Origin of the sequence: Verrucosispora sp. ts21 (assembly GCF_002879555.1) — a bacterium.
GTDB lineage: Bacteria > Actinomycetota > Actinomycetes > Mycobacteriales > Micromonosporaceae > Micromonospora > Micromonospora gifhornensis.
In genome coordinates this window covers 41,574-66,694 of the sequence record NZ_PNOZ01000029.1, presented here as the reverse complement: position 1 = coordinate 66,694, position 25,121 = coordinate 41,574, and the positions used below count along the sequence as shown (strand labels likewise).

The window sequence follows — 25,121 nt, the reverse complement described above, 5'->3', positions numbered from 1 at the left end:
CCCTCTTTCCTACCGCGTCATCTCCCCCACCTCACGCCCGAAAGGCAGGCCCGCAATGAACGCCACGACCGTCGAGTCCGGCAACGAGCAGATCGTCAGCGTCATCGTCACCGCGCTCGAGGAGGTGCTGCGCCAGGAACTCACCGATATCTCCGTCGAGACCCGACTCTTCGACGACCTGAACCTGGACTCCACAAGCGTCCTCGCCCTGCTGATGACCCTGGAGGACGCCCTGGACACCCAGGTCGACCCGGAGAGCCTGGAGCAGGCCCACCTGGAGTCGGTGGGATCCCTGGCCGCCTTCCTCGCCGAGAGCCGCTGACCATGTCGGCCCTGCGGCAACCCGGTGAACGGGCCGGGCCGGGGCTGGAACGCCTCTTCGCCCACACCTTCACCCACCCGGTGATCCCGTGTGACCCGGCCGACCTGGCCAACCTGCGGGATCGCATGGAGACGCTCTACGGCGACTTCACCGACGTGTCCTGGCTGACCGACGGACCGATGGTCAGCTACCACGACATGGTCCGTACGGTCGTCCAGGAACTCGGCCCGGAACTCGTCGATGTCGACCTGGCGATCACCGTGGACGCCAGCCCCGACTGCCGGCACCAGAGTTTTCCCGGACCGGTCCTGTCCCACCTCCTGCCCGGCGACCCGATCATGCTCGGAGTATCGGAGCAGGGTGTGGCGGGCCCGTACACCGCGTTGCGGATCGCCCACCAGTACCTGCGCTCCGGCGCGGCCACCCGAGCCCTGATCCTGATCATGGAACAGTCGACGTTGCCGCCCGACGACGCGGCGGTCCGGCCCGTCCGGGACGTCGCGGTTGCCCTGCTGCTCGGCCCGGAGGGCACCGTCGAACTCGACCTGCCGACGGTGGCGGTCACCCGTGCCGGGGCGGCTGGGGCGCTGACGAACGAGGTCGACCTGGTGGTCGCCGGTGCCGCGCTGGCCGACCTGCCGACCGGGGTACCCGTGCGGCGGGCCGAGCCGGGACACCCCTGCGCCGGGGTGTGGCTGGCCCTCGCCGAACTGCTCGACAGCCGTCCGGACGGCGGCCGGGTGCTGGTCGCCGACCGCGATCCGGTGCTGCCGTACCGGTGCGCCGTCACCGTCACCCTGCCGACGTCGCACCCCGAACCACCACGTCACCCGGCCGGCGACATCGCGTCACCCGCCATGCCGCACCTGGCCATCCGTCCGCAGAAGGTGAGGGAACTGGTCCGATGACCGTCACCGTCAGCACGCCGGCCGCCGCCACCGACCTGGCGCGGTACCACACCCTCGCGTGCACCACAGGGGTGGTCACGGCACTGGGCGTGCTCCAGGCGGAAACCAGCCCCGGGATCGTGCCGGTCGGGCCGGGCGGACACACCCTGCTACCGGCCGCCGTCTATGCCGCCAGCGACCGTTACACCACACCACAGGGACCACGACCGCAGCCGTACGGCCAGAAGGTGCTGGACCGGATCGTCACCGCCGACGGGGAGCTGATCGCCTGGCGGGTACCGGGCGGCGGCCCCGACCCGGACACCGGGACGGCCTGGACCGCCGGGATCGCCTGGATCCGGCTCGCCCTGACCACCAGGGCGCTCGAACAGGCCGCCGAACACCTGCGTGGCCGGACCATCGCCGGCATCGTCACCCTGCACCTGCCGATGGTCCGGGGAATCCTCGCCGACGCCGCCGCGGGGATCGCCGAGGCACGGGCGCTGCTGGACACCGACGCATGCGGAACCGATCTGCACCGGGTGCACCGCGCCCTCGACGAGAGCGGCCGCAGTTGTCTGCACCTGTTCGGTGCCGCCGGTTTCCTCACCGACGGGCCCGGCGGTGACCTGCACGTGTCGGAGCTGCTCGCCGAGACCTACCCGCCCCCGACCGACATGGAGGCGTCATGAACACCGACTTCCTCACCGATCTGCGGGCACATGCCCGCGCGTACGCGGACCTGCTGCGCCCCACCGCGCTGGACCTCGACCGCAACCCGGACCTCGCGGTCTCGTCGCCCGGCTGCGGACTGCCGTGGCGCACCTTCGCGGGCCTGCCCGCCGAGTACAACCCGGAGCCGCTGCGGGTCGACGGCCGGCCCGTCCTGCTGCACAGCTGCGTCGAACGAGTCGTCGTGCTGGAGGAACTGGCCCGTGTCGACGCCGGTGCGGTGCTCGCCCTGCCCGGCCCGTCGATGTCCTCGTCCGTCATCGGGGACCTCGCCGACGATGACCAGCGGCAACGGTTCTGGGAGAGGGTCACCGCCGAACCCACCTGGACCTTCTTCGCCATGACCGAGCCGGCGCACGGCTCCGATCCGAGCGGCATGCGCACCACCGTTCGCCGCGATGGTGACGGCTTCCTGCTCAACGGCGCGAAACGGTACATCGGCAACGGCGCACGGTCGCGCATCGGCGTCGTCTTCGCCCGCCGCGGCGCCGGTCCGCTGGGCATGGTTGCGGTCCTCGTCGACACCGACCTGCCCGGATTCACCGCCGCACCGCTGTCCACCCGGGGTGTACGCGCGCTGCAGCTGAGCGAGTTGCGGATGGCCGAGGTACCGGTCACCGAGGACGACATTCTCGGCCGGCACCGCTCCGCCACCCGGCAGGGCATGTGGGCGGCCACCCGCACCTTCAACCGGTACCGCCCGGTGGTGTCCTGTCTCGCGCTGGGCGTCGCCCAGGCCGCGTACGACCTGGTCGTCACGGAACGCCGCGGATACCGGGTCGCCGAGCGGCACCTGCTCACCGACTGGGAACAGCGTCTCACCGGCACTCGCGCCCTGGTGTTGGCCGCCGCCCGATCCGCCGACGCGAATCCAGGCGACGGCACCCTCGCCGCCGCGGCGAAGCTGCGTGCCACCCGCCTCGCCGAGGAGATCACTACCACGGCGGTACGGCTGCTCGGGCCGGGGGCGCGTTGGGAGCACCCGATTCTGGACAAGCTCCTACGCGACGCACGCGCCTTCGAGTTCATGGAAGGCACCGGCAACGTTCAGCGGCTCACCCTCGCCGAGGGTTACCTGCAGAGGCGGCTTCCCGATGTCCGCGCCGCGTGATCCGGTCTGGGTCGGCGTCGGAACGCCGCCGGGCACCGACGTGTGGCACATCGTGCTGGACGTCGCACGCGAGACCGTCGACCCGTTCACCGCGCTGCTCGACGCCAACGAACTGCGGCGCGCGCACCGGCTGCGCGACGAGCAGGCGGCCCACCGCTTCGTGGCGGCGCACGGAGCGGTGCGGTCGGTGCTGGGCAGCTACCTCCACGTCGCCGGCTACGCGCTGCACTGGGCCCGCGGCCCCAACGGCAAACCGTACTTCGACGGCGAGTGGCGCCGGTGGCAGTGGAGCCTCAGCCGGTCCGGCGGGCACGCTCTGCTCGCCGTCCGCCTGCACGAGCCGGTCGGGGTGGACATCGAGCAGATCCGCGACGACGTCCGGGCCAACGCCCTCTCGGCCCGGTTCATGCCGCCCGAGGAGGCCGCCGAGGTCGCCGCCCAACCCGACGACGCCGCGCGTAACGCCGCCTACCACCGGTTGCTGTCCCGCAAGGAGGCGTGCGTGAAAGCCAGCGGCGGGCGGCTGCTGGACGGGCTGCGCCTCGGCGTCCTGGTGCCCGGGCTCGTCGAGGGCTCCGGCGCCTTCCTCGGGCAGCGCTGGTCGCTGCGGGACCTGCCCGCCCCGCCCGGTTTCGTCGCCACCCTGGCCACCCTCGGTGACCGTCCCCGGCGGCTGCGGATGTTCGAGTGGGACTGGCAGACCTACCCGTACGGCGGCCACCCCGAGGCACCGACCGGGCGAGCACCGGAGCGACCCGACGCGACCCCACCACCCGGAGACGAGGACTCGTCCCCGCCCCCCGTAGCGAGGAGAGCCGCATGAGACACCATCCGGAGCCCACCGGCCGCCGGTACCGCCCGGCGAACCCCACCGGGCCGGGTCGGAGCCGCGGCAGTGCGCCCGACGACCGATGCACCGCCCAACGGCCAGGCGGTGGTGGACCGTACCCGCCGGATGCTGTGCCACGGATGCGTTTCACTCCTTCGGCGATACCCGTCCTGACCTGTGTGCCCGCCCGGCATGAAGCGGCGCTGCGCGGTGCCGTGGAGGCCCTGGCCCGCCTGGGCCGCTCGGATCTGGGCGGCATTCTGCGGGTCAGCGCACCCGGTTCGGCCGACGCCGCCGCCGAACGCCTCGCCGCCCGGCGGGCCGTCGAGAACGCCCTGCACGGCGGCTGCGGCACCGTCCTGCTCCCGCCACCTCGCCCTCCGTCCACACGGCACCGCGACCGCCCGGGGACCCCGACTCCGCCCGCTCCCCCACCCGCGACCCCCATTCAGAGTGAGGAACTCCGATGACGTCCACGCACAAGTCCCAGGCAGCCCCCGACGGGGTCCAGGCGACGGTCCAGTGGCGGAAGGTCATCACCCTGACCGCCAGCCAGGGCCTGTCGCTGACCGCCGACTACGTCCTGCTCGTCGCCCTTGCCTGGACCGCGGTCCAACTCGGCGGCGTCGGCGCGATCACCACCCTGATGCTGGCCGGCACCGTCCCCCGCGCCCTGACGCTGATCTTCTCCGGCCCCATCGCCGACTCGTTGGGGGCCCGGTTCGTCCTGCTGCGCACCACCTCCGCCCGCGCCGTGCTGCTCGCCACCGGCGCGGTGGTCGTCTTCACCACCCCGTGGTTCTGGCCGCTGGTGGTCGTCGCCGCCATCGAGGGGGTGCTGCTGGGCATCGGCAGCCCGGCCGCCGGCACCCTGATGCCCCGGCTGGCCCAGGGCGAGCAGTTGGCCCGGGCGAACTCACTGTCGTCCCTGGTCACCCGGCTCGCGCCGATCATCGGGACCCCGATCGGCGCCTGGCTGATCGCCACCGGTGAGCTGTGGGAGGCGATGGCGGTGGTGGCGGCCACCTGTGGGGTCTCGTTCGCCGCGATGTGGGTGGTCACCCGTGGTATGGCCGGTGGTGACCGGACGCCGGGCGAGAACATGCTCCGACGCTCCGGCGACGGCATCCGCCTGCTACGCACGTACGGTCGCCTGCGCTGGCTGTTCATCTGCGCGTTCCTGCTCGACATGGCCTTCGGCTGGCCGATCGAGGTGGCCCTGCCGCTGATCGTCGACGGGCGGGGCTGGGGTGTCGGTTCGGTGGCCGTGGTCGTGGTCGCGTTCAGCTGCGGCGCGATCGCCGCCGGGGTGACCGGTGCCCTGCTCGCCCACCGCATCCCGCTGATGGTGCGCCTGGTCGTCACGGGCGTCGGCATCGGTCTGGGCATCCTGGCGATGGCGGCGATGAACTCGGTGTTCACCCTCGCTGCGGTCGGCGCGCTGGTCGGTCTGATGGCCGGCCTGAACGGCCCGGCGATCGTCACCGTCTACCAGCAGGCGTCCCCGCGTGCCCGGATGGGCACGGCGATGTCGATGCTGACGCTGGCCGGCATCGGCACCGTTCCGGTGTCGATCGTGGTCTTCGGCGCGCTCTCCGCCGTGATCGGGGTGACCGCCACCTGGTTCGTGTGCGGGTTCGTCGCCCTGGCCGCGCCGGTGGCGGCGCTGCGGGCGCTGCGTCAGCCGCCTCCCGGACCGGAGAGCCTGGGCGGCACCGACACGGCGGCACCGTCCCCCGAGCCCGAGCCGGCCACCGCCGAGGCGCAGCCGACGCCGGATTCGCAGCTGACGCCCGAGGCTCAGCCGGTGCCGGTGGTCTACGAGGGGTCCGATCGCGACCCTGCCGACCAGGTCCTGGTTACCGCGAGTCGCAACGGATGATCCGACGCGGGTGCACCGTGACCTGGTGCCCCGCATGGTGCAGCGGCCGGGATCCGTGGGCTGACGCCCCCGGATCCCGGCCGCTGACCCGTCAGTCCGGCGCGACGTAGTAGAAGCGCCGGTAGCCCAGCAGCATCCCCTCGTTTGTCAGGGTGAACACGTCGACGAAGTCCAGCGCGGTCCGACCCGGCAGATCGGTGTACCGGCCGGTGACGGCGACACCGTCGCCGTCGGCGATCACCTTGTAGATCTGGTGGTGGCTCGGCGGCCCGGCAAGCCGGGCATGGGTACGCAGCACCTCGTTGCGCCCGCAGCCGTGCGCCATGTCCGGTCGCTGGACCTGCACGTTCTCGTCGAGCAGTGAGCCGTATCCGTCGATGTCGCCGATGTTGAGATAGTGGTACGACAGGCGGACGTGGTCGACCCCGACCGCAGTGGCGGCACTGTACTTCAGCGAACCCCCATGGCAGGTCATCCGGCGGTCTCCTCTTGTCTGGCTAGCTGGCCCCAACTCCGTGTGCGGCCGCTGAACATAAATCTCCACTAGACGGACAACCTCCGCCTATCACGGCGCTTTCCTCACCCACCACGCGACGCCTTCAGCCTGCATAGATGCCGAAATTACGACCGGAAACCGGCAATATCCATCGATAGCCATAGAAGCATCGCGCATTCGTTCCAACTGCTGGACAAGTGCGTCCTCAATGGAGTGCACTGTTTCGACAGAAACAGTGTCGGCCCGGGAGTACCATGCGCAACCTGATCCTCGCCAGCCCGGTCGCCGAGGCTGGAATCGTCTTCCGAGTTCTCGGTCCGCTACAGGTGGACGGGCCGACCAAGACGGTTCGGATCCCACCGGGGCGTCAGGAAATCATCCTCGCCTGCCTGCTCATGGAGGCGGGCCGGCTCGTCGACACCGACCGGTTGCTCGACCTCGTCTGGCCGGACGAGGCACCCGACACCGCCCGCACCCAGATCCAGATCTGCGTGTCACGCCTGCGCAAGAGCTTCACCGAGGCGGGCGTCAGCGCCTCGGTCGTCTCCCGCGCCCCCGGCTACCTCCTGCGCACCGACGACGACAGCGTGGACCTGCAGGTGTTCAACCGGCAGGTGATGGCCTCGCGGGTGCTGGTCAAGGAGGGCAGGCTCGCCGAGGCAGCCGAGCGGCTGCGCGCCGCCGTGGCCCTGTGGCGAGGACCCTGTCTCAGCGGCGTACCCAGTGACGCGTTGCGCACCCGAGGGCTACGGCTGGACGAGGAGCGGCTGACGGCCATCGAGACGTACCTCGGGCTGGAACTGAACCTCGGGCGCGGCCACGAACTGGTTGGCGAGATCAGCCAGTTGCTGCACGAGAATCCGCTGCGCGAACGACTGCGCGGACAGCTGATGCTGGCGCTGCACCGCTCCGGCCGGCAGGCGGAGGCGCTCGACGTCTACCGGGCCGGCCGGCAGTTGCTCAACGACGAGTTGGGGCTGGAGCCGGGTGAGGAGCTGCGGCAGCTGGAGACCGCCATCCTCACCAGGGACCCCGCCCTGCACCTGCCGGCGACGCCGGCCCCGGTGACGGCGGCACCGCGGGTCCCCGACGTTCCCACCGTGCCGCTGTCCCCGTACGGCGAGGAGCAGCCGCACCAACTGCCCGCCGACACCGCGGACTTCGTCGTCAACGAGCCGATCCTGCGCACGATCGAGGCCGCGCTGGTCGGCGGTGACGGACAGCGGGCACTCGGGCTCGTGGTCATCGCCGGCAAACCCGGCATCGGCAAGAGCGCGCTGGCCACCCACGTCGCGCACCGGCTCGGCGCCCAGCGGTTCCCCGACGGTCAGCTCTACTGCGACCTGCGGGGGGTCGGCGTCGACACGGTAAGCGCGAAGGACGCCCTCGGCCGGTTCCTGCGGGCCCTCGGCATTCCCGGCCCGGTGATACCGGACAGCACCGACGAACGCGCCGAGATGTACCGGACGCTGCTGGCCTCCCGCCGGATGCTTGTGGTCCTGGACGACGCCGCGAACGAGGCCCAGATCATGCCCCTGCTGCCGGGCAGCAGCAGCTGCGCGGTCCTGGTCACCAGCCGGTCGAGGTTGACCGCGCTGCCCGGCGCCCAGCGGATCGAGTTGGACGTGCTCGACCAGGAGCAGGCCCTGCAACTGTTGGGCCGGGTGATCAGCGTCGAGCGGGTGAGCCAGGAGAAGGAGGCGGCCATCGCGTTGGTCCGTACGGTCGGCGGGCTTCCACTGGCGCTGCGGATCGTGGCCGCGCGGCTGGCCGCCCGGCCGCACTGGAACCTCGCGTCGATGGTGCACCGGCTGGCCAACGAGCGGCACCGGCTCGACGAGCTCGCGCACGGCGAGATGACGATGCGGGCCAGCCTGTCGCTGACCCACGACGGCCTGCGCCGCCCCGACCGGCGGCTGCTGCGGCTGTTCAGCCTGGCGCAGGGACCGACGGTGCCGGGTTGGGTCGCCGGTGCCCTGCTCGACGACGACCGGCCGTTCCCGTCCGACCTGCTGGAGCCCCTGGTCGACGTGCAGATGCTGGACGCGGTGGCGATCGAGCGCACCGGGGAGTTCCGCTACCGGTTCCACGAGGTGATCCGGCTGTTCGCCCGCGAACAGCTCACCCTGCACGACGGCGAAGCCGTGCAGCGCGCGGCCACCGAACGGATGATCGGCGGCTGGCTGTCGATCGCCGAGCAGGCGCACGCCCGCATCTACGGCGGCGCCTACACCCTGCTGCACGGCGACGGCATGCGGTGGCATCCGCCGGCCGGTTACGTCGACAGCCTGCTGACCGATCCGCTCGAATGGCTCGACAACGAGCAGCCCAACCTCTGCCTGGCCGTCGAGCAGGCCGCCCACGCGGGTCTGCACGAGCTCTCCTGGAACCTGGCCACCACGCTTGTCACCCTGTTCGAGGCGCGCGGCTACTTCGACCAGTGGGAACGTACGCACCAGCGGGCGCTGGAGGCCACCCGGGCCGCGGGCAACCGACGCGGCATCGCCGCGGTCCTCGCGTCGCTGGGCACGATGCACCTGAGCCGGCAGCAGCCGGACGAGGCGCGGCAGTCGCTGACCGCGGCGCTGGAGATCTTCGACGACCTGGAGGATCTGCACGGCCTCGCCCTGTGCCGCCGGGATCTCGCCCTGCTGGACCGGCAGATCGGTGAGGACGACCGCGCGCTCGTGCTCTACGAGCAGGCGGCCCGTGACTTCGATCGGGTCGGGGACGTGATCGGCCGGGCGACGGTGCTGACCCAGAGCGCGTACGTGTGGATGCGCCGCGGTCACACCGCCATGGCGCAGGAACAGCTCGACGAGGCGCTGGCCGCCTTCCGTTCCGCCGGGTACACCCACGGGGAGGCGCACGCCCTGCGCCGCGCGGGGCAGGTGCTGCTGCGCCGGGGTGAACACGCGCAGGCCGAACAGGTGCTGACCAAGGTGCTGGAGATGGTCCGCCGCAGCCGCGACATCATCGGTGAGGGGCACCTGCTGCGCAACCTCGGTGAGGCGTACGAGGCCAGTGGTCGCCACGAGCAGGCCCGCGAGGCGTACACGCAGGCACTGGCCGTACGGGAGAAGATCATCGACGTCGGCGGTGCGGCGCTGGTACGCCTCGACCTGGCCCGGCTGCTGTTCCACATCGGTGAGTTCGCCGAGGCCGGCGGGCTGCTGGAACAGTCCACGGAGACCTTCCGGGCCCGGGGCATGCGCGCCGAGCTGCGTGAGGCGGAACGGCTGGCGCAGGAGCTGGCCGCCGCGGATCCGTCCGCCGCCTGACCTCGCCGCTATCACGGCTATCACGGCGCGGCGCACCAGCCCGGCACCCGCCCTCGACAACCTCCGAGAAGACCATCCTGAGCTGCGGAAACGTCGCCGATTGGCGGCATGATGGCCGGCCGATAGTGAGATCCCGACCATGGTGTGTGACGGCGGTTGTCCGGTGTCGTGAGCGGTGCCGGGCAGCGCTTCCAGGCGCGCTACCCCCGCGCCACGACATCGTGATAGGGAGTGGGACACCAGATGAGCATCGACCTGCCGGCCGGCGACACCGTGCCACTGTTCGGATTACTGGTACGCCAACATCGCATGCGTATCGGGCTGACCCAGCGCGAACTGGCGGACCTGTCCACCGTCAGCGTCCGGGCGATCCGCGACCTCGAACAGGGTCGGGCCCGCCGACCGCGTCAGGACACCGTCCGGCTGATCGCCGACGGCCTGCGGCTCGGGGCACGGGCCCGCGCCGACCTGGAGTCGGCCGCCGGGGAAGGTCGGACCAGTTGGGCGGTGAAGGCCAGCTACGAGGCCGACCCGCCGGCGCCACCCTTCGCCGTCGACGTGCAACTCGGGCGGGAACCCGAGACCGCCGTCATCGTCGACGAACTCGCCACCGGCGCCGAACGGCTGGTGACCGTCGTCGGGATAGACGGGGTCGGTCGGACCCGGGTGGCCATCGAGGTGGCGACCCGGATGCACACCGCGGACCGTACCCCGGTGCTCTGGTGTCCGGTGACCGGCCCGACCGGCGGTGACCGGCTCTCCACCCTGGTACGCGCCGCCGCCGACCAGCTGCTCGGCGACGGGACGCACCCCGCGGACGGTACGGACGCCATCGCGGCCCTCGTCGAGATCGTCGCCGACCGGCCGCCGCTGCTGGTGCTCGACGGGGTGCGGGAGGTCGCCCACCCCGGCCGCCTGGTGCAGCTGCTGCGCGACTGCCCGGGCCTGCGCATCCTGGTCACCGCCGCGTTCCCGCTGGGGGTGCCCGGTGAGCGGCACTTCCTGCTCAACCCACTTGCCGTCGCCGACGAAGGTGAGCCGTTCGACGCGCACGCGCCCGCCGTCCGGATCTTCATGGAGCGGGCCCGCCGGTACCGTCCCGACGTCGATCCGGACGCCCGGGAGACCGCCCTGATCGCGGAGATCTGCCGCCGCCTCGACGGGATACCGCAGGCCATCCACGCCGCCGCGTCCTGGTTGGTCGTCTACGACATCGCGACCCTGCACCACTGTCTGCACGACGGTCCGTCCGGACTGCTGCACCACCTCGCCGGCCCCGACGGCGGCACCAACCTGCGCGACGCCCTGGAGCGGCGGCTGACCACCCTGCCGACCGCCGAACGCGACCTGCTCGACGCGCTCTGCCTGCAGGGTGAGACCTTCGACCTGGCCGAGGTGATGGCGCTGACCGGCCGTAGCCTGCCCGACAGCGGCCGTGCGGTCCGTGCCCTGGTGCTGCGCGGTCTGGTCCGCCCCTGGTACACCGGCGGCCAGTCCCGGTTCCGGATCCTGCACCTGGTACGCGCGGCCCAGCTCTGCGCTCTCGACGTCCGGGTCTGACGGTGCGGTGCGGCCGCGGCGGCACGCCACCCGGCGTGCCCCCGGCTCGTCCGCGGTCTGTCCTCGTCGCATTCACCGCATCCGATAGGATCCGCTGGTCTGCTCAGCTCTCACCTCGACGTGTGTGCGGCCGGAGTCCGGCCCGCCCACCGACAGCTGCGCGGCCGGCACGTCGGAGGGCTTCGCATGAGACAGCGGCACACCGAAGCGGATTCGCCTCGACCGGTGGCCGCTGCGCAGCAGGACATCGCGCACCAACTGCAACTCGCCGCCGCCGGCGACCAGGTCGCCTGGAACGACCTCGTGGACCGGTTCAGCCCGCTGCTCTGGTCCATCTGTCGGCACTTCGGTCTGAGTTCGGCCGACGCGGCGGACGCGTTCCAGCTCACCTGGCTGCGACTGCTGGAGAATCTCGACACAATCCAGGATCCGGCTCGCCTGCCCGGTTGGCTCGGCACCACCTGTCGCCGGGAGTGCCTGGGTCTGCTTCGGCCCACCAAGCGGGTCCGGCCCACGGATGACGACCGGCTGCTCGATCGCTTGCGCGGACCGTCCTCGTCGGCCGACCAGCCGGTGCTGATCGCGGACCGCAACGCACGGCTGTGGCGTGAGTTCGACCGACTCGACGCCCGCTGTCAGCGGATCCTGCGGCTCCTGCTTATCGAACCGGACGGTGACCGGGTCTCCTACGAGCTGGTCGCCTCGGCGCTGGACATGCCGGTGGGTAGTCTCGGCCCGATCCGGGGGCGGTGCCTGACACGACTACGCCGCCTGCTCGACGCGGAGGGTATCAGCGACGCGCTTCGCGACTCCTAGGAGGAAACGGCAACCCGAGGACTGAGGGAGGAATCGTGGACGACGAGCACACGGGGCCGCAGACGCCGGCGCCGGGGGCGGACGATCCGCTGCTGGCCCCCCTCGGCGAGCTGATCCGGGCGGCCGACGCACCGCCGGCCATGGCTGTGGAACTGGCCAAGCAGAGCTTCGGTCTGCGCCAGGTCGACACCGAGTTGGCGGCGCTCGTGGCCGACTCGGCGATGGACCCGGTCGGGACCGCGGTACGCGTCGGCGAGCAGGGCACCCTCCCCCGGCTGCTCACCTTCGAGGTCGAGGGCCCGGACGACACCCCGCAGGCGGTGGAGGTGGAGGTCAGCGGTTCCGGCCGGTACCGGCGGCTGCTCGGCCAGCTGCATCCGCCGGGGGCGGCCCGGATCGAGGTACGGCAGCCCGGGGGTGACGCCGTTGATCCGGTGGACGCCGACGAGCAGGGCCGGTTCGTCGTGGCGGCGGTCGGGGTCGGGCTGATCCGGCTGACCTGGCATCGCCCGGGACGCCACGCGATCGCCACGGCCTGGTTCAGACTGGACTGACGGTGCCGGCCGGCGTCACGCCGACCGGCACCGTGGTCCTCAGACCGGGGTGCCCGGCAGCACCCGCAGCACCCGCCCGTAGTCGGGGAGGATGCGCCGCCCCGCCAGCAACGCGTTCAACGCATCGCGGGGAGTCAGCTTCGGGTCGTCCAGGCAGGCCCGGGCGACCAGGCCGCTGATCTGTGGGGCGGAGAACGAGGTGCCGCTCCAGACCGCCCAGGAGTTCGCCGGGAACGTGTAGTCGGCTACCGACGGGTCCGGCACCGGCGGCAGTGTGCCGGTCACGAACGTGGCGACCACGCCGAGACCGACGCAGGAGCAGTCGACCCAGTCGCCGTGGCTGGAGAACGGGGCCGGCAGCAGGTCCGCGGTCAGCGCACCGACGGCGACCACACCGTCGAAGGCGGCCGGATACATCGGATCCTTGCTGCCGTTGTTTCCGGCGCTCGCCACGATCAGGACCTCCGGGAACCGGTCCACGATCGTCCGCACCGCGCTCTGCAGGGCCAGTGGTGGCACACCGTCGACGGCGGGCGTACCGATCGAGGCGTTGATGATCAGCCGTACGCCGTCGGTGGCGGCCTCGTGCGCGGCGCGCAGCATCGCCTCGGCGGCCTCCTGGTCGGTGCCCAGCCCGTCGCTGCGGGTGAACCGATATGCCCGTACCTCGCAGCGGGGCGCCACCCGCTGCACGATGCCGGCGGCGAAGCTTCCGTGCCCGGCCGACCAGTCGAGCCGGCCGTCCCCCGCGCGGCCGTTGACGACCGGCAGCACGTCGAGGAGTTCGGTGTTGTCCGGCCGCCGGACGATGGTGTCCAGCCAACTGTCGGTCCGGTCCTCCGGGGTGATGCCGGTGTCGATGACCGCCACCCGTACCGCCGGGACGCCCGGTCTGCGCGCGGCTGCGGCCTGTGGGAAGTCGCCGAGGGCGGCGGTGGCGAACGGATAGTCGTCGCCCTTGATGATGTGTCCGAGCGGTACGACCAGGTGCGGCGCGGCGGTGATGCCCAGCTTCGCCAACTGGCGGACGTCACCGGCCAGGTCCTGCGGGCCTTTGCGCCCTTCGAACACTGCGGTGCGCCGCTGCTGCGACGATTCGGCCTGTTTCCACGGCCGGTAGCCCAACCGGCGCAACACCTGCAGCGGGTCGGCTTCCGGTCGGGTCGCCTCGAAGTCGACCACCAGCTGCCCCCGCGCGACGAGGACGTAGGTCCGCTGGCCGGCCAGGTCGGTCACCGGGTACCTGTCGAAGGGCAGGGCGAACTGCCCCGGTGCCCGGTCCTGCCGCTCCTGCATCTGGTCGATGATCTCGTTGGTGCGCCCGCGTCTGGCGTCGACGATCATCACTTGCACCTGCCGGCGTGCGTGGGCGGCGTCGATCTTCAACTGCTTGCTGGAGCGGTGCTCCGGGAACTCGTCCGGCGACGGCGCCGACGGGGGCCTGGGCTTCATGTTCACAGTGACGCTCCTATCGAAGATCTTGGTGATTGGCGCTGCGGTGACGGCAGTCAGATTCGGTCACGGCTCGTCGGTACACCAGCAATAACCCGACGCAAGGTACGGATACACTGCGGACATTGACGTACGGCGACGAGCGGCCCCACGATGACCGCTGATCTTTGCGCAGCTCTCGTGACAGAGGCGGATGCCGCGTACTCCAGAGTCGTCCTCGACCCCGCGAGATACACCGCGACGGCGAGGGAAATCGTCGACCTCGCCCGCCGGGCGGGAAACGACGAGGCACTGATCGTGGGTCTGCGGGCGCTGGCCTGGACCCGCCACGCGGTACTGGACAACGAGACGGCCAAGAGCCTGCTGGATTCCGCGGCCCGGCTGGCCACCCGCCGTGGCCTGCACCGTCGACTCGGGGAGGTGCTCCTCACCCGCTCGGTGGCGCTTCAGGAACTCGGCAGGTATCCCGCGGCGACGCGGGATCTGCGGCGGGCGGCGGGCCTGGTGTCCCCGCAGCAACGTCCCGAACTGCTCATGCAGCTCGCCATCCTGGACCACAACGCCGGTCGGGTGCGCGCGGCCGCGCGTCAGTACCGGGTGGTGCTCGCCGAGCCCGCCTGTCCGCCGGTGATCTGGGTGAAGGCGGCCAACAACCTGTCGTACGCGCAGACCCAGCTCGGTCGTCCGCAGGCGGCGCTGGCCTACCTGGACCGGGCCGCCTCGCTGGCGAGCGACCTGGGACCGATGTTGTCGGCGGTCATCGAGAACAGTCGGGCCTGGTCCAGCTTCCATGCCGGCAGGTTCACCGAGAGCCTGCGCCGGTTCGCCGAGGCCGGCCGGCTGTACACCGCAGCCGGGCTGCCGCTCGGCGAACACTATCTGGATTACACCGACGCGTTGGCCGAGCTGCGCCTGCTGGACGAGGCCGCCGCGGTCGCCCGGCTGGCCGCCACCGACCTCGAACGGCACGGTGCCCGGCTGATGGCCGCGGAGGCGCGGCTGCGTTGTGCCCGGCTGGCGCTGGCGTTGGGCGACGTCGACACGGCCCGCGCCGACGCGACGAGCGCCGTGCGTGACTTCCGGCGGCAGCGCCGCACCGCCTGGGCGGCGTGGGCCGTCGTCACCGCCGTGGAGGCGGACGCCGTCGCCGACGGTTTCACCACCATGGCGGTACGCCGACTCGGTCACGCGGCGGCCACGCTGCATCGCCTCGGTCTGCGGGCCAACGCGGTGGAGGCGCATCTGGTGGCCGGGCGGGCGGCGTTGGCCACGGACGACCAGCGGCGAGCGAGACGTCACCTGGCAGCGGCCGGTGCCCTGGCGGACGGGCAGACGCTGCTGGTGCGGTTACGCGGACGGTTGGCGCTGGCCCTGCTGGCCGACACCACGACGCACACCGCCCAGGGCACGGCTGCTCGCCCCCGCACGGCATCGGCGTACGGCCAGGGGGCAGCGACCCGCTCGGCAGCGCCCGACGCGGGTGCCGTGGTGCGGCACTGCGCGGCCGGACTGGCCGACCTCGCCCGCCACCGGGCGGCGCTGCCGTCGGTGGAACTGCGGGTGCTGGCCGCCGGGCACGGCGTGGAACTCGGCGACCTCGGTCTGCGCCACCTGCTGCGCACCGCGCCCCCGAGTCGGGTGCTGCACTGGCTGGAACGCACCCGGGCCGCTGCCCTGCTGACCGTGGAACCCGCTGCCCACGACGACCTCGACGACCTCGTGATCGCGCTGCGTACGGTCGAGCAGGAACTGCGGGCGGCGCGGCGCGAACGTGGCCCACTACCGCGCACCCTGCTGGCTCGCCAGGCCGCGCTGGAGGTGCAGATCAGGCGGCGGTCCTGGGGCCGCGACGGGACGACGACGCGGTCGGCCGAGATCGTGACCGCGGGTCAGCTCCGTGACCTGCTCGACGGCGGCTGGCTCGCTGAGTACGCGACGGTGGACGACACAATCGTCGCGGTCCTCGTCGGGCCGCACCGAACCCGCCAGATCCAGCTCGGCGCGCTGTCCGCGGTGCAACGGGAGACTGCCGCGCTGCACTTCGCACTGCGGCGGCTGCTGCGCGGCGGCCGCTACGTCGACCAGGCCCTCTCGGCCGCCCGGACCTCGCTGGACACCCTCGCCGAACTGCTCGTCGCCCCGCTCAGGGTGCCGCCGGGGGCACCGCTGGTCGTGGTGCCACCCGCGAAGCTGCTGCGGGTTCCCTGGTCCCCGCTGCACCCCGGACCGGTGTGCGGCGCACCGTCGGCCACCATGTGGGCGCGGAGCCGGCGGGCAGCCGGGTCCCGGCGGGCAGGACAGCGGGTCGCGCTGGTGGCCGGCCCCAACCTGGACGGCGCCGTGGCCGAGGTGCAGGCCCTCGAAGCCTGTCACCCCCGGGCGGCGACACTGCTGCCACCGCAGAGCACCGTCGAGGCCGTCGTCGCCGCCCTCCGGCAGGCCGACCTGGCGCACCTGGCCTGTCACGGCCACCTGCGTTCGGACAGCCCGCTGTTCTCGGCGCTCGAACTCAGCGACGGTCCGCTCACCGTGTACGAGTTGCACAGCCGTGCCGTCGCCCCGCACCGGGTGGTGTTGGCCGCCTGTGACTCCGGAGTCGAACGCGACTACGAGGGTGACGAGGTGCTGGGTTTCGTCAGCGCGCTGATGGCCGGCGGTACGGCCGGGGTGATCGCGTCCGGCGTACCGCTGCCGGACGGCGCGTCGCTGGCGTTGATGCCACGGCTGCACGACCGGGTCGCCATTGGTGAGTCGCTGGCCGGCGCGTTGTGGGCCGTGCGGTCCGCCGAGCCACCCGCCTCCCCCGCCGATTTCGTCACCTGGTGCGGTCTGACCGCCTACGGCGCGGCCTGAACGACCGCGCCGGAGGCCGGGCATTGCCCAGGCCCCCGGCGGGTCAGCGACTCAGGAGGTGCCGGAGATGTACCACCAGCCGGTCAACGACGAGGCGGGCACGTCCGGGCCGACACTGCCCTTGCCCCAGAAGTAGTCGTCGAAGTTGACCAGACCGCCCGGCCCGACCGGACCCATTGTCGCCCACACCACCGACGCAGGCTGGTCGTCGATGGAGGCCTGCGCCCATGCCTTGCGCACCGGCATCGGGTTGTTCCACCAGAGGAACGGCGAACGCAGCATGTAGTTGGCGAACGTTCCGCCGTGGCTGGCACTGTGGTACGACACGGTGTGGAAGCTGTTGATCTGGTGCAGGCCGTCGAAGGCACCACCCCAGCGCTGCCACCACCGCTGCCCGCCGGAATCGTTGGCGAGCACCAGGCAGGTGAACAGGCTCATCCACTCGACGTCGCCGTTGCCCCAGCGGGCCTCGGTGTTCGCCAGGAACGTGTCGTCCCTGCTGCTGCACCCGGAGAAGCTGAACCCGGTGGGCGCTCCGTGACCCTGCCAGTAGGTCATGTCGACGTGGTCGGTCCAGTTGCTGTCGGTGCCGCCGAACGCCGGGTCCTTGAAGTCCCGCTCCCAGGCGCTGCCGTTCAGCCAGCTGAACTCGACAGGAATGCCGCGGGAGGTGAACTGGCCGTTGAACGAGGCGAGGTTGGTACCGGTCCACGGCAGACCGGAGCACGGGCCGGTGCCCTCGCTGCCCACGTCGACGACACCCAAGGACTGCACGCCCGGTGCCGCGAACGCCGTCGCCGTCACCGGCCGCCGCGGCGGCACCGGTACCGGATCGATCTCGGGCAACTCGGCGTCCACTGCCGCCGGAACGAAGATGATCTGCGCGGCCGAACCGTCGGCGTTCACCCCCGAGCAACGGAAGCTCGGCTCGATGCGGTCCACCTTCGCGTCCAGGGCGGGTGCCGGGTAGGCGTAGTCGGCCTGCCGGATCCGTACCGCACCCTGCATGGCCTTGGCGCACCGCTCCCGGCCGGCCTCGGGGTCGAGGACCCGCACCGGCTCACCCTTCTCCAGCACACGCGTGCTGTACGACAACTGGGTGACCTCGCCGTCGGAGCCGAAACCGACCCGGATCTTCGCGCCCGGCCCCTCGTACGGCAGCCCGTCCAGGCTGAACGAGAACGACACGGTGGTGTCCAGCGCCGCCGAAACCGTCGGCTTACCCTTGGCGTCGACCATCTCCAGGCTGGTGTGACCGACGGTGGGCCGGGCCTCCTCCGGGTAGAGGCCGACACGGGCCAGCGCCTCGCGGGTCAGGCCCAGCGCCTTCTCGGCGTCGATCGGGCGGAGCCGAGCCAACGCCGCCTTGTCCAGGATGCTGCCGACCGTCGGGTTGCCATCCTCGTCCTTACCTGTGTCGCCCACCGAGATCGACGGGATGTCGAGGAAGCCCTTCTCGTCCGCGAACCGCACGCTGCCGTCCTCGGAGCGGGACAGGCGCTTGATGCCGAACGCCTCACCCAGCTCGGCGGCCTGGGCTTCACTGATGCCCGTGGCGCGGACCTGGTAGGTCAGCAGTTCGGTGGTCGCGGCGGCGGAGACCGGCGCGCCTGATGCGGCCAGGGTTGCGGCTCCGGTCGTGCCGGCGACGGCCAGACCGAAGCCGAGCCGCCACCACCTGCCGCGAGAACGTAGATATGACATGGAAACCTCCCGTACGACGAGGGCGCGCGAACCGCGCCACAACGAAGACGACGGAGGTCGCCACCCGATACAGGGTTGGCATGTCAGCTACCTGACTGCTGATCCTTCAGTACGACGATCGGCGAGCGACGCCGCGATCCGCGCCTACTCCCACGCCTGGGATCGAGACTCGAAGGTCTCCGGATCGCTGTGGCACGGGATGACGCACACGAGGTGACCGCCCGGAGCCCGCAATGTCACGCACTCCAACCAGCGGCCGACCTCGACGGCACCGAGGGAGATCAGTCGACGCGTCTCGGCCTCGACGTCGTCGGTCTCGATGTCGAGGTGGTACCGAGCCTGGTCGTCCACGGCCTGCACCGCCAGGATCAGTCCCGGCAACGCCCTGTGCAGAGCGGTGAACTGCTCCTCCTCGGGAACTGGATGTGCCGGCACGCCAAGGGCTTTCGACCAGAAGGCGGCAGCTGCTGGTGCCGCATCGCGGGGTGCGTCGATCAGGATCGTCGAGAGTCTGCTGCGATGTGCCACGATCGACCATTATCCACGTCTACCTCAAGATTCATGCCCCTCGCCATGACCACCTGCTGGGACGACGCGCGCGGCCACGGCCGTCCCGCACGGCGCCCCCACCGGCCTGCCCCGGTTTCGCTGCCGTTAACCAGAACGTAACAAAGCACCACCAGCAGATTCAGCCAATCAGCGGCGACAATGTGGTCCACCACGACTCCAGGGCGCCCCGGCCGCTTTCACGGCCGCCGACTATTTGATCTTGTCGAATTGCCCAGAATGGCCCCTGATCCCGGATTCGCCTGCCGCCGAGCGCAAGCGGCACGAGCGCAGCAGTCGGCGGAATCCTACGGCCGGAGCGGTCTGGACTAGCACTGCGGACCGGGCGTAGCATGCTCCAGAGAAATCGATCAGTCGATCGCCGCTGGTAAATGTTGACAGCGGAACGGGGGAGGTATTGTTCTATGCGTTACCACCGGAGCCTGACCTTACTCGCGCTGCTATAGCGCCACATCATTTGGTTCTGATCAGGGTCTCTTGAGGAGCCGGCGAAACAATACGGTTAGAGTTTGGCCGATCTTCGCGACCCTGTTTTCCTGATGTCGACCGATGCGCGCCGACCGACCTGCGGCGGCCCGCATCTCCCATTCGGTCCGGTCACACCGAGCCGCCGGCAGGACCGCTGGCATCGCGCCCGGCACCGAATCCGGATCCACGCTCACGCCGGGCACCCTCGCTGATCGGGCGGGACGGTCGACCAGGCACCTTGACAGCGCTTCCGGCCGCCGCCGGGCCAGCGACCTCGTCAACACACGGCCCGACACGCCGATCGTGTCAGAGCCGGCCATGCACCGAGTCGAGCAGCAACCTACCGCGCCAGCTCGGCCTGCGACCTGCTGGGTCGCCGGCCGCCGCGCGCACTGAAGCGATTCACCGACAACTGGAGCAGCAGGCCCGCGAAAGGCCTGTTGCACACGGGCACCCAGATGAGAGGGAAACGCGAACGTGGTGACAGTGGACATCTTTGGCCGCTGCCGGTCATACACCGAGAGCCGGGAGGCGCGCGAGGCCGGCCTTTACCCGTACTTCACCCCTTTCGGGGGGCAGGACGCGACGGTCGCGCAGACCGTGGACGGCGAGATTCTGATGTGCGGCTCGAACAACTACCTCGGGCTGACCTCCGACCCGCGGGTCAAAGCGGCGGCGCAGGCCGCGATCGAGGAGTACGGGTCGTCGCGCACGGGATCGCGACTCCTCAACGGCAATACGCCACTGCACGAGGAGTTGGAGCACGAGCTGGCCGATTTCCTCGGCATGCCGGCCGCACTTGTTTTTCCGACCGGTTATCAGGCAAATGTCGGCGTGATCGCGTCGCTGGTGTCGCGCCACGACGTGGTCATCCTCGACCGCGAGGCGCACGCCTCGGTCTACGACGGCTGCGGCATGAGCCGGGCCCGGACGCGGCGGTTCGCCCACAACGACATGGATGACCTGGAACGGCAGTTGGCCTCCGTGCCCTCGGACGCCGGCCGGCTGGTCATCGTGGACGGGGTCTACTCGATGGCCGGCGACCTGTGCCCGCTGGACGAGGTGGTACGGCTGTGCCGGCGGTACGGCGCACGCCTGCTCGTCGACGACGCGCACGGCATCGGTGTGCTGGCCGAGGGGCGGGGTACCAGCGCACATTTCGGCGTCACCGACGAGGTCGACCTCGTCACGGTCACCTTCAGCAAGTCGCTGGCGTCGATCGGCGGCGCGGTGCTCGGTCCGTCGGATGTCATCGAGTACCTGCGCCACCACGCGCGCAGCCTCATCTTCAGCGCCTCCGCCACACCGGCCAACCTGGCCGCCGCGTACGCCGCGTTGCGCATCCTGCGGGCGCAGCCGTGGCTGTGCCGGCAGGCGGTGGAGAACGCGTCCTACGTACGTCGCGAACTCGCCGCCCTGGGTTACGACCCGATCCCGAGCGAGACGCCGATCGTGTCGGTACGGCTCGACGGCGTGCCACACACCCTGCGCGCGTGGCGCAGCCTGTTGGACCGCGGCGTGTACGTCAACGCGGTGGTCCCACCGGCGGCGTCGCCCCGGCTGCGGGCGAGCTTCTCCACCACGCACACCCCTGAGCAGCTCAAGCGCGTCGTCGCCGCGTTCGCCGAAGTCCGCGACCTGATGCCCCTGGAGGACCGATGACCGTCAGCCAGCTCGAACCCACAGTCACGATCCGGGATCAGGCGGTGGCCTGGGCGCGGATGTGGCGGCTGCACTTCGTGCCCTTCTCGCTGTCGGCCGGTCTGGTCGGCATGACCGCGCCGCCGCTGGGGGCCAGCGCCGCGAGCATCGTGATCGGGCTGCTGTTCTGCACCCTCGGATACGGCGTCGGAGTGGTCATCAACGACTGGTTCGACCGCAAGGCCGATGCGGTCAACGCACCGGACCGCCCGTTCGTCACCGGGCTGATAAACCCCCACGTCGGCCTGGGCCTGACGCTCGCGTTCTCCACCGCCCTGATGGTGGTCGCCATCGTCGTCGCACCGACGCTGGCGCTGTGGAGTGTCATCGCGATCGGCGGGCATCTGGTCTACTCCTGGACCAAGCGCATCCCGATGCTGGGCAACGTCGTCAACGGCATCGACATGGCGCTGTTCACGGTGCTCGGCGCGGTGGCCGTACGACCCGACGCCGGATGGCTCGACATCCCGGCGGTCACCTGGTTCCAGACGGCGCTCGTCGCGGTCGTGTTCAGCGGCTTCTGCCTCGTCGGGTACTTCAAGGACATCGAGGGCGACCGGGTCGCCGGTTACCGCACGCTGCCGGTGGCCATCGGCACCGGCGCCTCCGCCCGGATCGCCGTCGTGTTCCCGGTCGTGGCGGTCGTGGCCGCCGGCGCGGCCGCCGTGGCCGACGCCGACCGTACGGGTGCCTACGCCCAGGTCGCCTTCTGGGCGCTGCTCGTCGCGTCCGGGCTCGGGTTCACACAGAGTCTCGTGACGCTCATCCGGACACCGGACACCCGGGCGTACGAGGCGCTGGTCTGGTTCATCCGGGCGACCACCCTGTTCTTCCTGTCACTCGGCGCGCTACACCGGCCGACCCTGTTCCTCGTCGTCGCCGTTCCGATGATGGTCTATCTGGAGCTGACGCTACGCGCGACCCGATCGTCCCGGCAGGCATGACGTGACCTCCACCGCCTGGAACCGACTCTCCCTGGACGCGGCGGAGGGCAGCCTGATCACCGCGATACGCGAGTGCATGGTCCGGTCGCCGCGGCAACTCAACAACGCCTTCGAGGCCGATGCCGAACTACTCGATCTGGGTGCCGCCGGGCTCCTGGCGATGACGGTCGACACGTTGAACAACGGAGCCGAACTCGCCACCGTCAGCACGCCGTACGCGAAGGGGTGGCTGACCACCACCGTCAGCGTCAGTGACCTCGCCGCGGTGGCCGCCGACCCGGTCGCCGTTCTGGTTTCCTGCTCGCTGCGCCGCGACAAGTGGACCCTTGACGACGCCCGCGAGTTCGGGCGCGGCGCGTCCGACGCCGCGCAACGGTACGGCTGTCACATCGTGGGTGGCGACACCAACTGGGCCGATGAGGAGAGCTTCACCTCGTGCGCCATCGGAACCGTCCCGCGCGGATCGGTGCTGAGCCGGGTCGGCGCTCGGCCCGGCGACGCGCTGTACGTGACCGGCCCGATCGGCGCCGGCAACGCGGCCGGGTTCCGTGCCCTGGCCCTGGGCGGTGCGGCGGCAGGCGAGCCGTGGTTGCCGCAGGCGCGGGTGGCCGCGGCCGAACCCCTACGCCGGTACGGCCGGGCGTGCATCGACACCAGTGACGGGTTGTTGAGCGCAGCGGTCAGCCTCGCCGAGCTCAACGGTCTGGGGGTCGAGGTGGTGCTGCGCGACGAGGTGTACGCGCCGGTCGTCTCCGCCATCGCCGAGTCGACGCACCTGCCGCGGTGGTGTTCGGCTGCTGCGGAGTGGGGCGAGTTCGAGCTGCTGTACGCGGTCGACCCCGCCGACGCTGACCGCTGCGCCGAGGCGCTGTCGGAGCGCGGTCTGCGCCCCATCCACGTGGGGCAGCTCGTCGCCGGCGCGGAGCTGCTGCTGGTCGACGAGTCGGGCGATCGCCGGCAACTGCGGGACCTGCTGCTGCGCATGCGGGCACTCGACCCGGCCGGGTCGTTACTGGCCGACCTGCGTGCCCTGCTGGCGGAAGGCGTCTGATGGGGTCGGGAGTCGCGCTGGTCACGGGGGTCACCGGCTGTGTCGGCCGGGCGGTCGCCGCCGCGCTTCGGGACAAGGGCTGGTCGGTACGGGGGCTGGTGCGGGCGCCCGTACCGGACGCGACGTACGCGGCGCACGTCGGTGACCTGACCGATCCGGAGTCGCTGCGCGGCTCCTGCACAGGTGTGGAACTCGTGGTGCACGCGGGCGCCGATCTGACCGACTGGCGGCCCGGCCGTCGTATCTGGCGGGTGAACCAGGACGGCACCCGCGCGATGTTGGACGAGGCGCGGCGCTGCGGTGTCTCCCGATTCGTCTACCTGAGCACTGTCGACGTCTTCGGTTTCGATGCGGCGAAGGTCATCGACGAGGCGTCGCCGCGGCGGGTACCGCGATATCCGTACCCCCGGTCGAAGGCGGCCGGGGAGGACCTGGCGTGGTCGTACCACGGCAACGGTCTGGACGTCACGGTGGTGTACCCGACCTGGGTGTTCGGCCCCGGCGACCGCAATCTCCTGCCCGAGTTGGTGCGTGGTCTGCGCGACGACAAGCTCGTTCAGTTCGATCGCGGCGCACCCCCGATCGAGCTGACCTACAGCGTGAACCTGGCCGACGCGATCGTGCTGGCCGGCACCACCCCCGGCGGCGCGGGTGGCCGGTTCATCGTGGGTGACTCCTACGGTCTGACCCTGGGGCAGTTGTTCGCCGCGGTGGCCGAGCGGATCGGGGCACGGCCGCCGACCTTCTCCATCCCGTTCGGCGCGGCACTGGCCGCCGGAGCGCTGTCCGAACTGGCCGGGCTGGCCGGCATCGGCACCGGCTCCGGGCGGCCGTTGATCACCCGCTACGCGGTGCGGTCCGTCGCCGGGGGGATGCGGTACGACGTCGGTCGGATCCGGTCGATCGGCTACTCCCCCCGGTTCGGCTTCGCGGAGGCACTGAGCCGCAGCCTGGCGGAGCTGGAGATGGAGCATTCGCATGGCCGGTGAGCACGACCGGGTCGTCTGCATCGTCAACCCCGCGTCGGGTGTCCGGCGCAGGCGCACGATCGCGCGGCGGCTCGCCGCGGAACTCCCCGAAGCGCAGTGCTGGTTCACCCGCCACCCCGGACACGGCGTCGCCCTCGGGCGGCAGGCAGTCGAGGACGGGTACGCCACGGTGGTGGCGGTTGGCGGCGACGGCACGCTCTCCGAGGTCGCCAACGGGATCCTGACGGCGGGTGGGGAGAAGGTGCGGCTGGCGTACGTGCCGGCCGGCACCTGCAACGACTTCGCTCGCGGCCAGCGGCCCGTCAGCAACCTCGGTGGCCTGCTCGACCGCACCCGGGACCGGGAAACCGACGTGGGTACGGTGACCTTCACCCGGCCCGACGGCACCCGGGACCACAGGTATTTCCTCGTCAGCTGCACGGTCGGGCTGATCAGCGTGATCGGTCAGCGGTTCACCGAGAAGACTCCGGTCAACCGGGTGCTCAAGCGGCTCAGCCTCCAACTCGCCGAGACGGCGTCCAGCGTCCGGACGCTCACCGGCTGGCGGCCCGTCGCCGTGCGGCTGGAACTCGACGGCGAACCGTCCGACCAGGTCATCACCAATCTCGCCGTGCTCAAGGTGCCGTACTTCGCCGGCGGGCTGACGTTCGGTCACGCGCAGCCGCCGCAGGCGGGTCGTCTGGACGCGGTGCGGGTGGCCGGCGTCGGCCGCCTGGGCGTCGTCGGGCTCATGTGGCAGGTGTTCCGCGGTGCCGCCGCGGGGCACCCGGCGATCCACCGTCAGGAGGTTCGCCGCGTGCGCATCGACGCAGACAGCCCGTTGCCCGTGGAGGTCGACGGCGAGTTGGTCGGATTCACCCCGGCCGAGTTCTCGGTGCATCCGTCCTGCCTCAAGACGGTGGTCTGAATCCCGTAAGGAGCG

21 protein-coding genes are annotated in these 25,121 nt (G+C 71.2%); 17 read left to right on the top strand and 4 right to left on the bottom strand.

Annotation, left to right across the window (positions count from 1 at the left end; all coding sequences use genetic code 11):
- Nucleotides 1–55: 55 nt before the first annotated feature.
- From C1A38_RS14910 to C1A38_RS14880, 7 genes are all read left to right on the top strand, one after another.
- Nucleotides 56–322: an acyl carrier protein gene (locus C1A38_RS14910; protein ID WP_102658431.1), complete on the top strand. Its 267-nt coding sequence runs from the start codon at nucleotides 56–58 to the stop codon at nucleotides 320–322.
- 2 nt (nucleotides 323–324) lie between these two features.
- Complete coding sequence (locus tag C1A38_RS14905) at nucleotides 325–1,230, top strand: hypothetical protein (RefSeq protein ID WP_102658430.1); 906 nt, start codon at nucleotides 325–327, stop codon at nucleotides 1,228–1,230.
- Nucleotides 1,227–1,901: a hypothetical protein gene (locus C1A38_RS14900; RefSeq protein ID WP_102658429.1), complete on the top strand. Its 675-nt coding sequence runs from the start codon at nucleotides 1,227–1,229 to the stop codon at nucleotides 1,899–1,901. Before C1A38_RS14905 ends, C1A38_RS14900 begins: the two co-directional genes overlap by 4 nt.
- Entirely contained in the window at nucleotides 1,898–3,052 is a 1,155-nt protein-coding gene (locus tag C1A38_RS14895; protein WP_102658428.1) for an acyl-CoA dehydrogenase family protein, read from the top strand. The genes C1A38_RS14900 and C1A38_RS14895 overlap by 4 nt, the downstream gene beginning before the upstream one ends.
- Entirely contained in the window at nucleotides 3,036–3,875 is an 840-nt protein-coding gene (locus tag C1A38_RS14890) for a 4'-phosphopantetheinyl transferase family protein (RefSeq protein WP_102658427.1), read from the top strand. The genes C1A38_RS14895 and C1A38_RS14890 overlap by 17 nt, the downstream gene beginning before the upstream one ends.
- 146 nt (nucleotides 3,876–4,021) lie before the next feature.
- On the top strand, nucleotides 4,022–4,351 hold the full coding sequence (locus tag C1A38_RS14885; RefSeq protein WP_146017555.1) for a hypothetical protein: 330 nt from the start codon (nucleotides 4,022–4,024) through the stop codon (nucleotides 4,349–4,351).
- Nucleotides 4,348–5,763 (top strand): MFS transporter, encoded by a 1,416-nt coding sequence (locus C1A38_RS14880; RefSeq protein WP_102658425.1) that lies wholly within the window; start codon nucleotides 4,348–4,350, stop codon nucleotides 5,761–5,763. Before C1A38_RS14885 ends, C1A38_RS14880 begins: the two co-directional genes overlap by 4 nt.
- Nucleotides 5,764–5,854: 91 nt before the next feature.
- Here the strand turns inward: C1A38_RS14880 and C1A38_RS14875 are convergent, their stop codons facing one another.
- The gene (locus C1A38_RS14875) at nucleotides 5,855–6,238 is read right to left on the bottom strand and encodes a nuclear transport factor 2 family protein (RefSeq protein ID WP_102658424.1); all 384 of its coding nucleotides are present in this window, start codon (nucleotides 6,236–6,238) and stop codon (nucleotides 5,855–5,857) included.
- A gap of 275 nt (nucleotides 6,239–6,513) precedes the next feature.
- Between C1A38_RS14875 and C1A38_RS14870 the strand changes: the two genes are divergently transcribed.
- The 4 genes from C1A38_RS14870 (at nucleotide 6,514) to C1A38_RS14855 (ending at nucleotide 12,470) form a co-directional block, all read left to right on the top strand.
- The gene (locus C1A38_RS14870) at nucleotides 6,514–9,540 is read left to right on the top strand and encodes an AfsR/SARP family transcriptional regulator (protein WP_102658423.1); all 3,027 of its coding nucleotides are present in this window, start codon (nucleotides 6,514–6,516) and stop codon (nucleotides 9,538–9,540) included.
- Nucleotides 9,541–9,783: 243 nt separating this feature from the next.
- Nucleotides 9,784–11,100, top strand: coding sequence for an ATP-binding protein (locus tag C1A38_RS14865; RefSeq protein WP_102658422.1), 1,317 nt, complete (start codon nucleotides 9,784–9,786; stop codon nucleotides 11,098–11,100).
- Nucleotides 11,101–11,325: 225 nt separating this feature from the next.
- A complete protein-coding gene (locus C1A38_RS14860; RefSeq protein ID WP_233196835.1) occupies nucleotides 11,326–11,916 on the top strand; it encodes an RNA polymerase sigma factor in 591 nt (196 codons plus the stop codon).
- Nucleotides 11,917–11,951: 35 nt separating this feature from the next.
- A complete protein-coding gene (locus C1A38_RS14855) occupies nucleotides 11,952–12,470 on the top strand; it encodes a hypothetical protein (protein WP_102658420.1) in 519 nt (172 codons plus the stop codon).
- 39 nt (nucleotides 12,471–12,509) lie between these two features.
- On the opposite strand, the gene C1A38_RS14850 is transcribed toward C1A38_RS14855, so the two are convergent.
- Nucleotides 12,510–13,922, bottom strand: a complete 1,413-nt coding sequence (locus C1A38_RS14850) for a S8 family peptidase (RefSeq protein ID WP_102658419.1) — start codon at nucleotides 13,920–13,922, stop codon at nucleotides 12,510–12,512.
- 180 nt (nucleotides 13,923–14,102) lie between these two features.
- Here C1A38_RS14850 and C1A38_RS14845 point away from each other — a divergent pair, with 180 nt between their 5' ends.
- Entirely contained in the window at nucleotides 14,103–16,775 is a 2,673-nt protein-coding gene (locus tag C1A38_RS14845) for a CHAT domain-containing protein (RefSeq protein ID WP_233196834.1), read from the top strand.
- A gap of 51 nt (nucleotides 16,776–16,826) precedes the next feature.
- Here C1A38_RS14845 and C1A38_RS14840 read toward each other — a convergent pair whose 3' ends face one another.
- Together C1A38_RS14840 and C1A38_RS14835 are read right to left on the bottom strand one after the other, a co-directional pair.
- On the bottom strand, nucleotides 16,827–18,479 hold the full coding sequence (locus tag C1A38_RS14840; protein ID WP_102658417.1) for a DUF6345 domain-containing protein: 1,653 nt from the start codon (nucleotides 18,477–18,479) through the stop codon (nucleotides 16,827–16,829).
- Between the two features lie 144 nt (nucleotides 18,480–18,623).
- Nucleotides 18,624–19,007 carry a VOC family protein gene (locus tag C1A38_RS14835; RefSeq protein WP_102658416.1) on the bottom strand — a complete coding sequence of 128 codons (384 nt, stop codon included), beginning with the start codon at nucleotides 19,005–19,007 and terminating at the stop codon, nucleotides 18,624–18,626.
- A 993-nt stretch (nucleotides 19,008–20,000) separates the two neighbouring features.
- On the opposite strand from C1A38_RS14835, the gene C1A38_RS14830 reads away from it, so the two are divergent.
- The 5 genes from C1A38_RS14830 to C1A38_RS14810 are packed head-to-tail and all read left to right on the top strand — an operon-like array spanning nucleotide 20,001 to nucleotide 25,106.
- Nucleotides 20,001–21,176: an aminotransferase class I/II-fold pyridoxal phosphate-dependent enzyme gene (locus C1A38_RS14830; protein WP_102658415.1), complete on the top strand. Its 1,176-nt coding sequence runs from the start codon at nucleotides 20,001–20,003 to the stop codon at nucleotides 21,174–21,176.
- Nucleotides 21,173–22,159, top strand: coding sequence for a UbiA prenyltransferase family protein (locus C1A38_RS14825; protein ID WP_102658414.1), 987 nt, complete (start codon nucleotides 21,173–21,175; stop codon nucleotides 22,157–22,159). The genes C1A38_RS14830 and C1A38_RS14825 overlap by 4 nt, the downstream gene beginning before the upstream one ends.
- 1 nt (nucleotide 22,160) lies before the next feature.
- Nucleotides 22,161–23,210 (top strand): thiamine-phosphate kinase, encoded by a 1,050-nt coding sequence (locus C1A38_RS14820; protein WP_102658413.1) that lies wholly within the window; start codon nucleotides 22,161–22,163, stop codon nucleotides 23,208–23,210.
- Entirely contained in the window at nucleotides 23,210–24,199 is a 990-nt protein-coding gene (locus C1A38_RS14815; RefSeq protein ID WP_102658412.1) for an NAD-dependent epimerase/dehydratase family protein, read from the top strand. Before C1A38_RS14820 ends, C1A38_RS14815 begins: the two co-directional genes overlap by 1 nt.
- Nucleotides 24,189–25,106: a diacylglycerol/lipid kinase family protein gene (locus tag C1A38_RS14810; protein WP_102658411.1), complete on the top strand. Its 918-nt coding sequence runs from the start codon at nucleotides 24,189–24,191 to the stop codon at nucleotides 25,104–25,106. Before C1A38_RS14815 ends, C1A38_RS14810 begins: the two co-directional genes overlap by 11 nt.
- The last annotated feature ends 15 nt before the right edge of the window (nucleotides 25,107–25,121 follow it).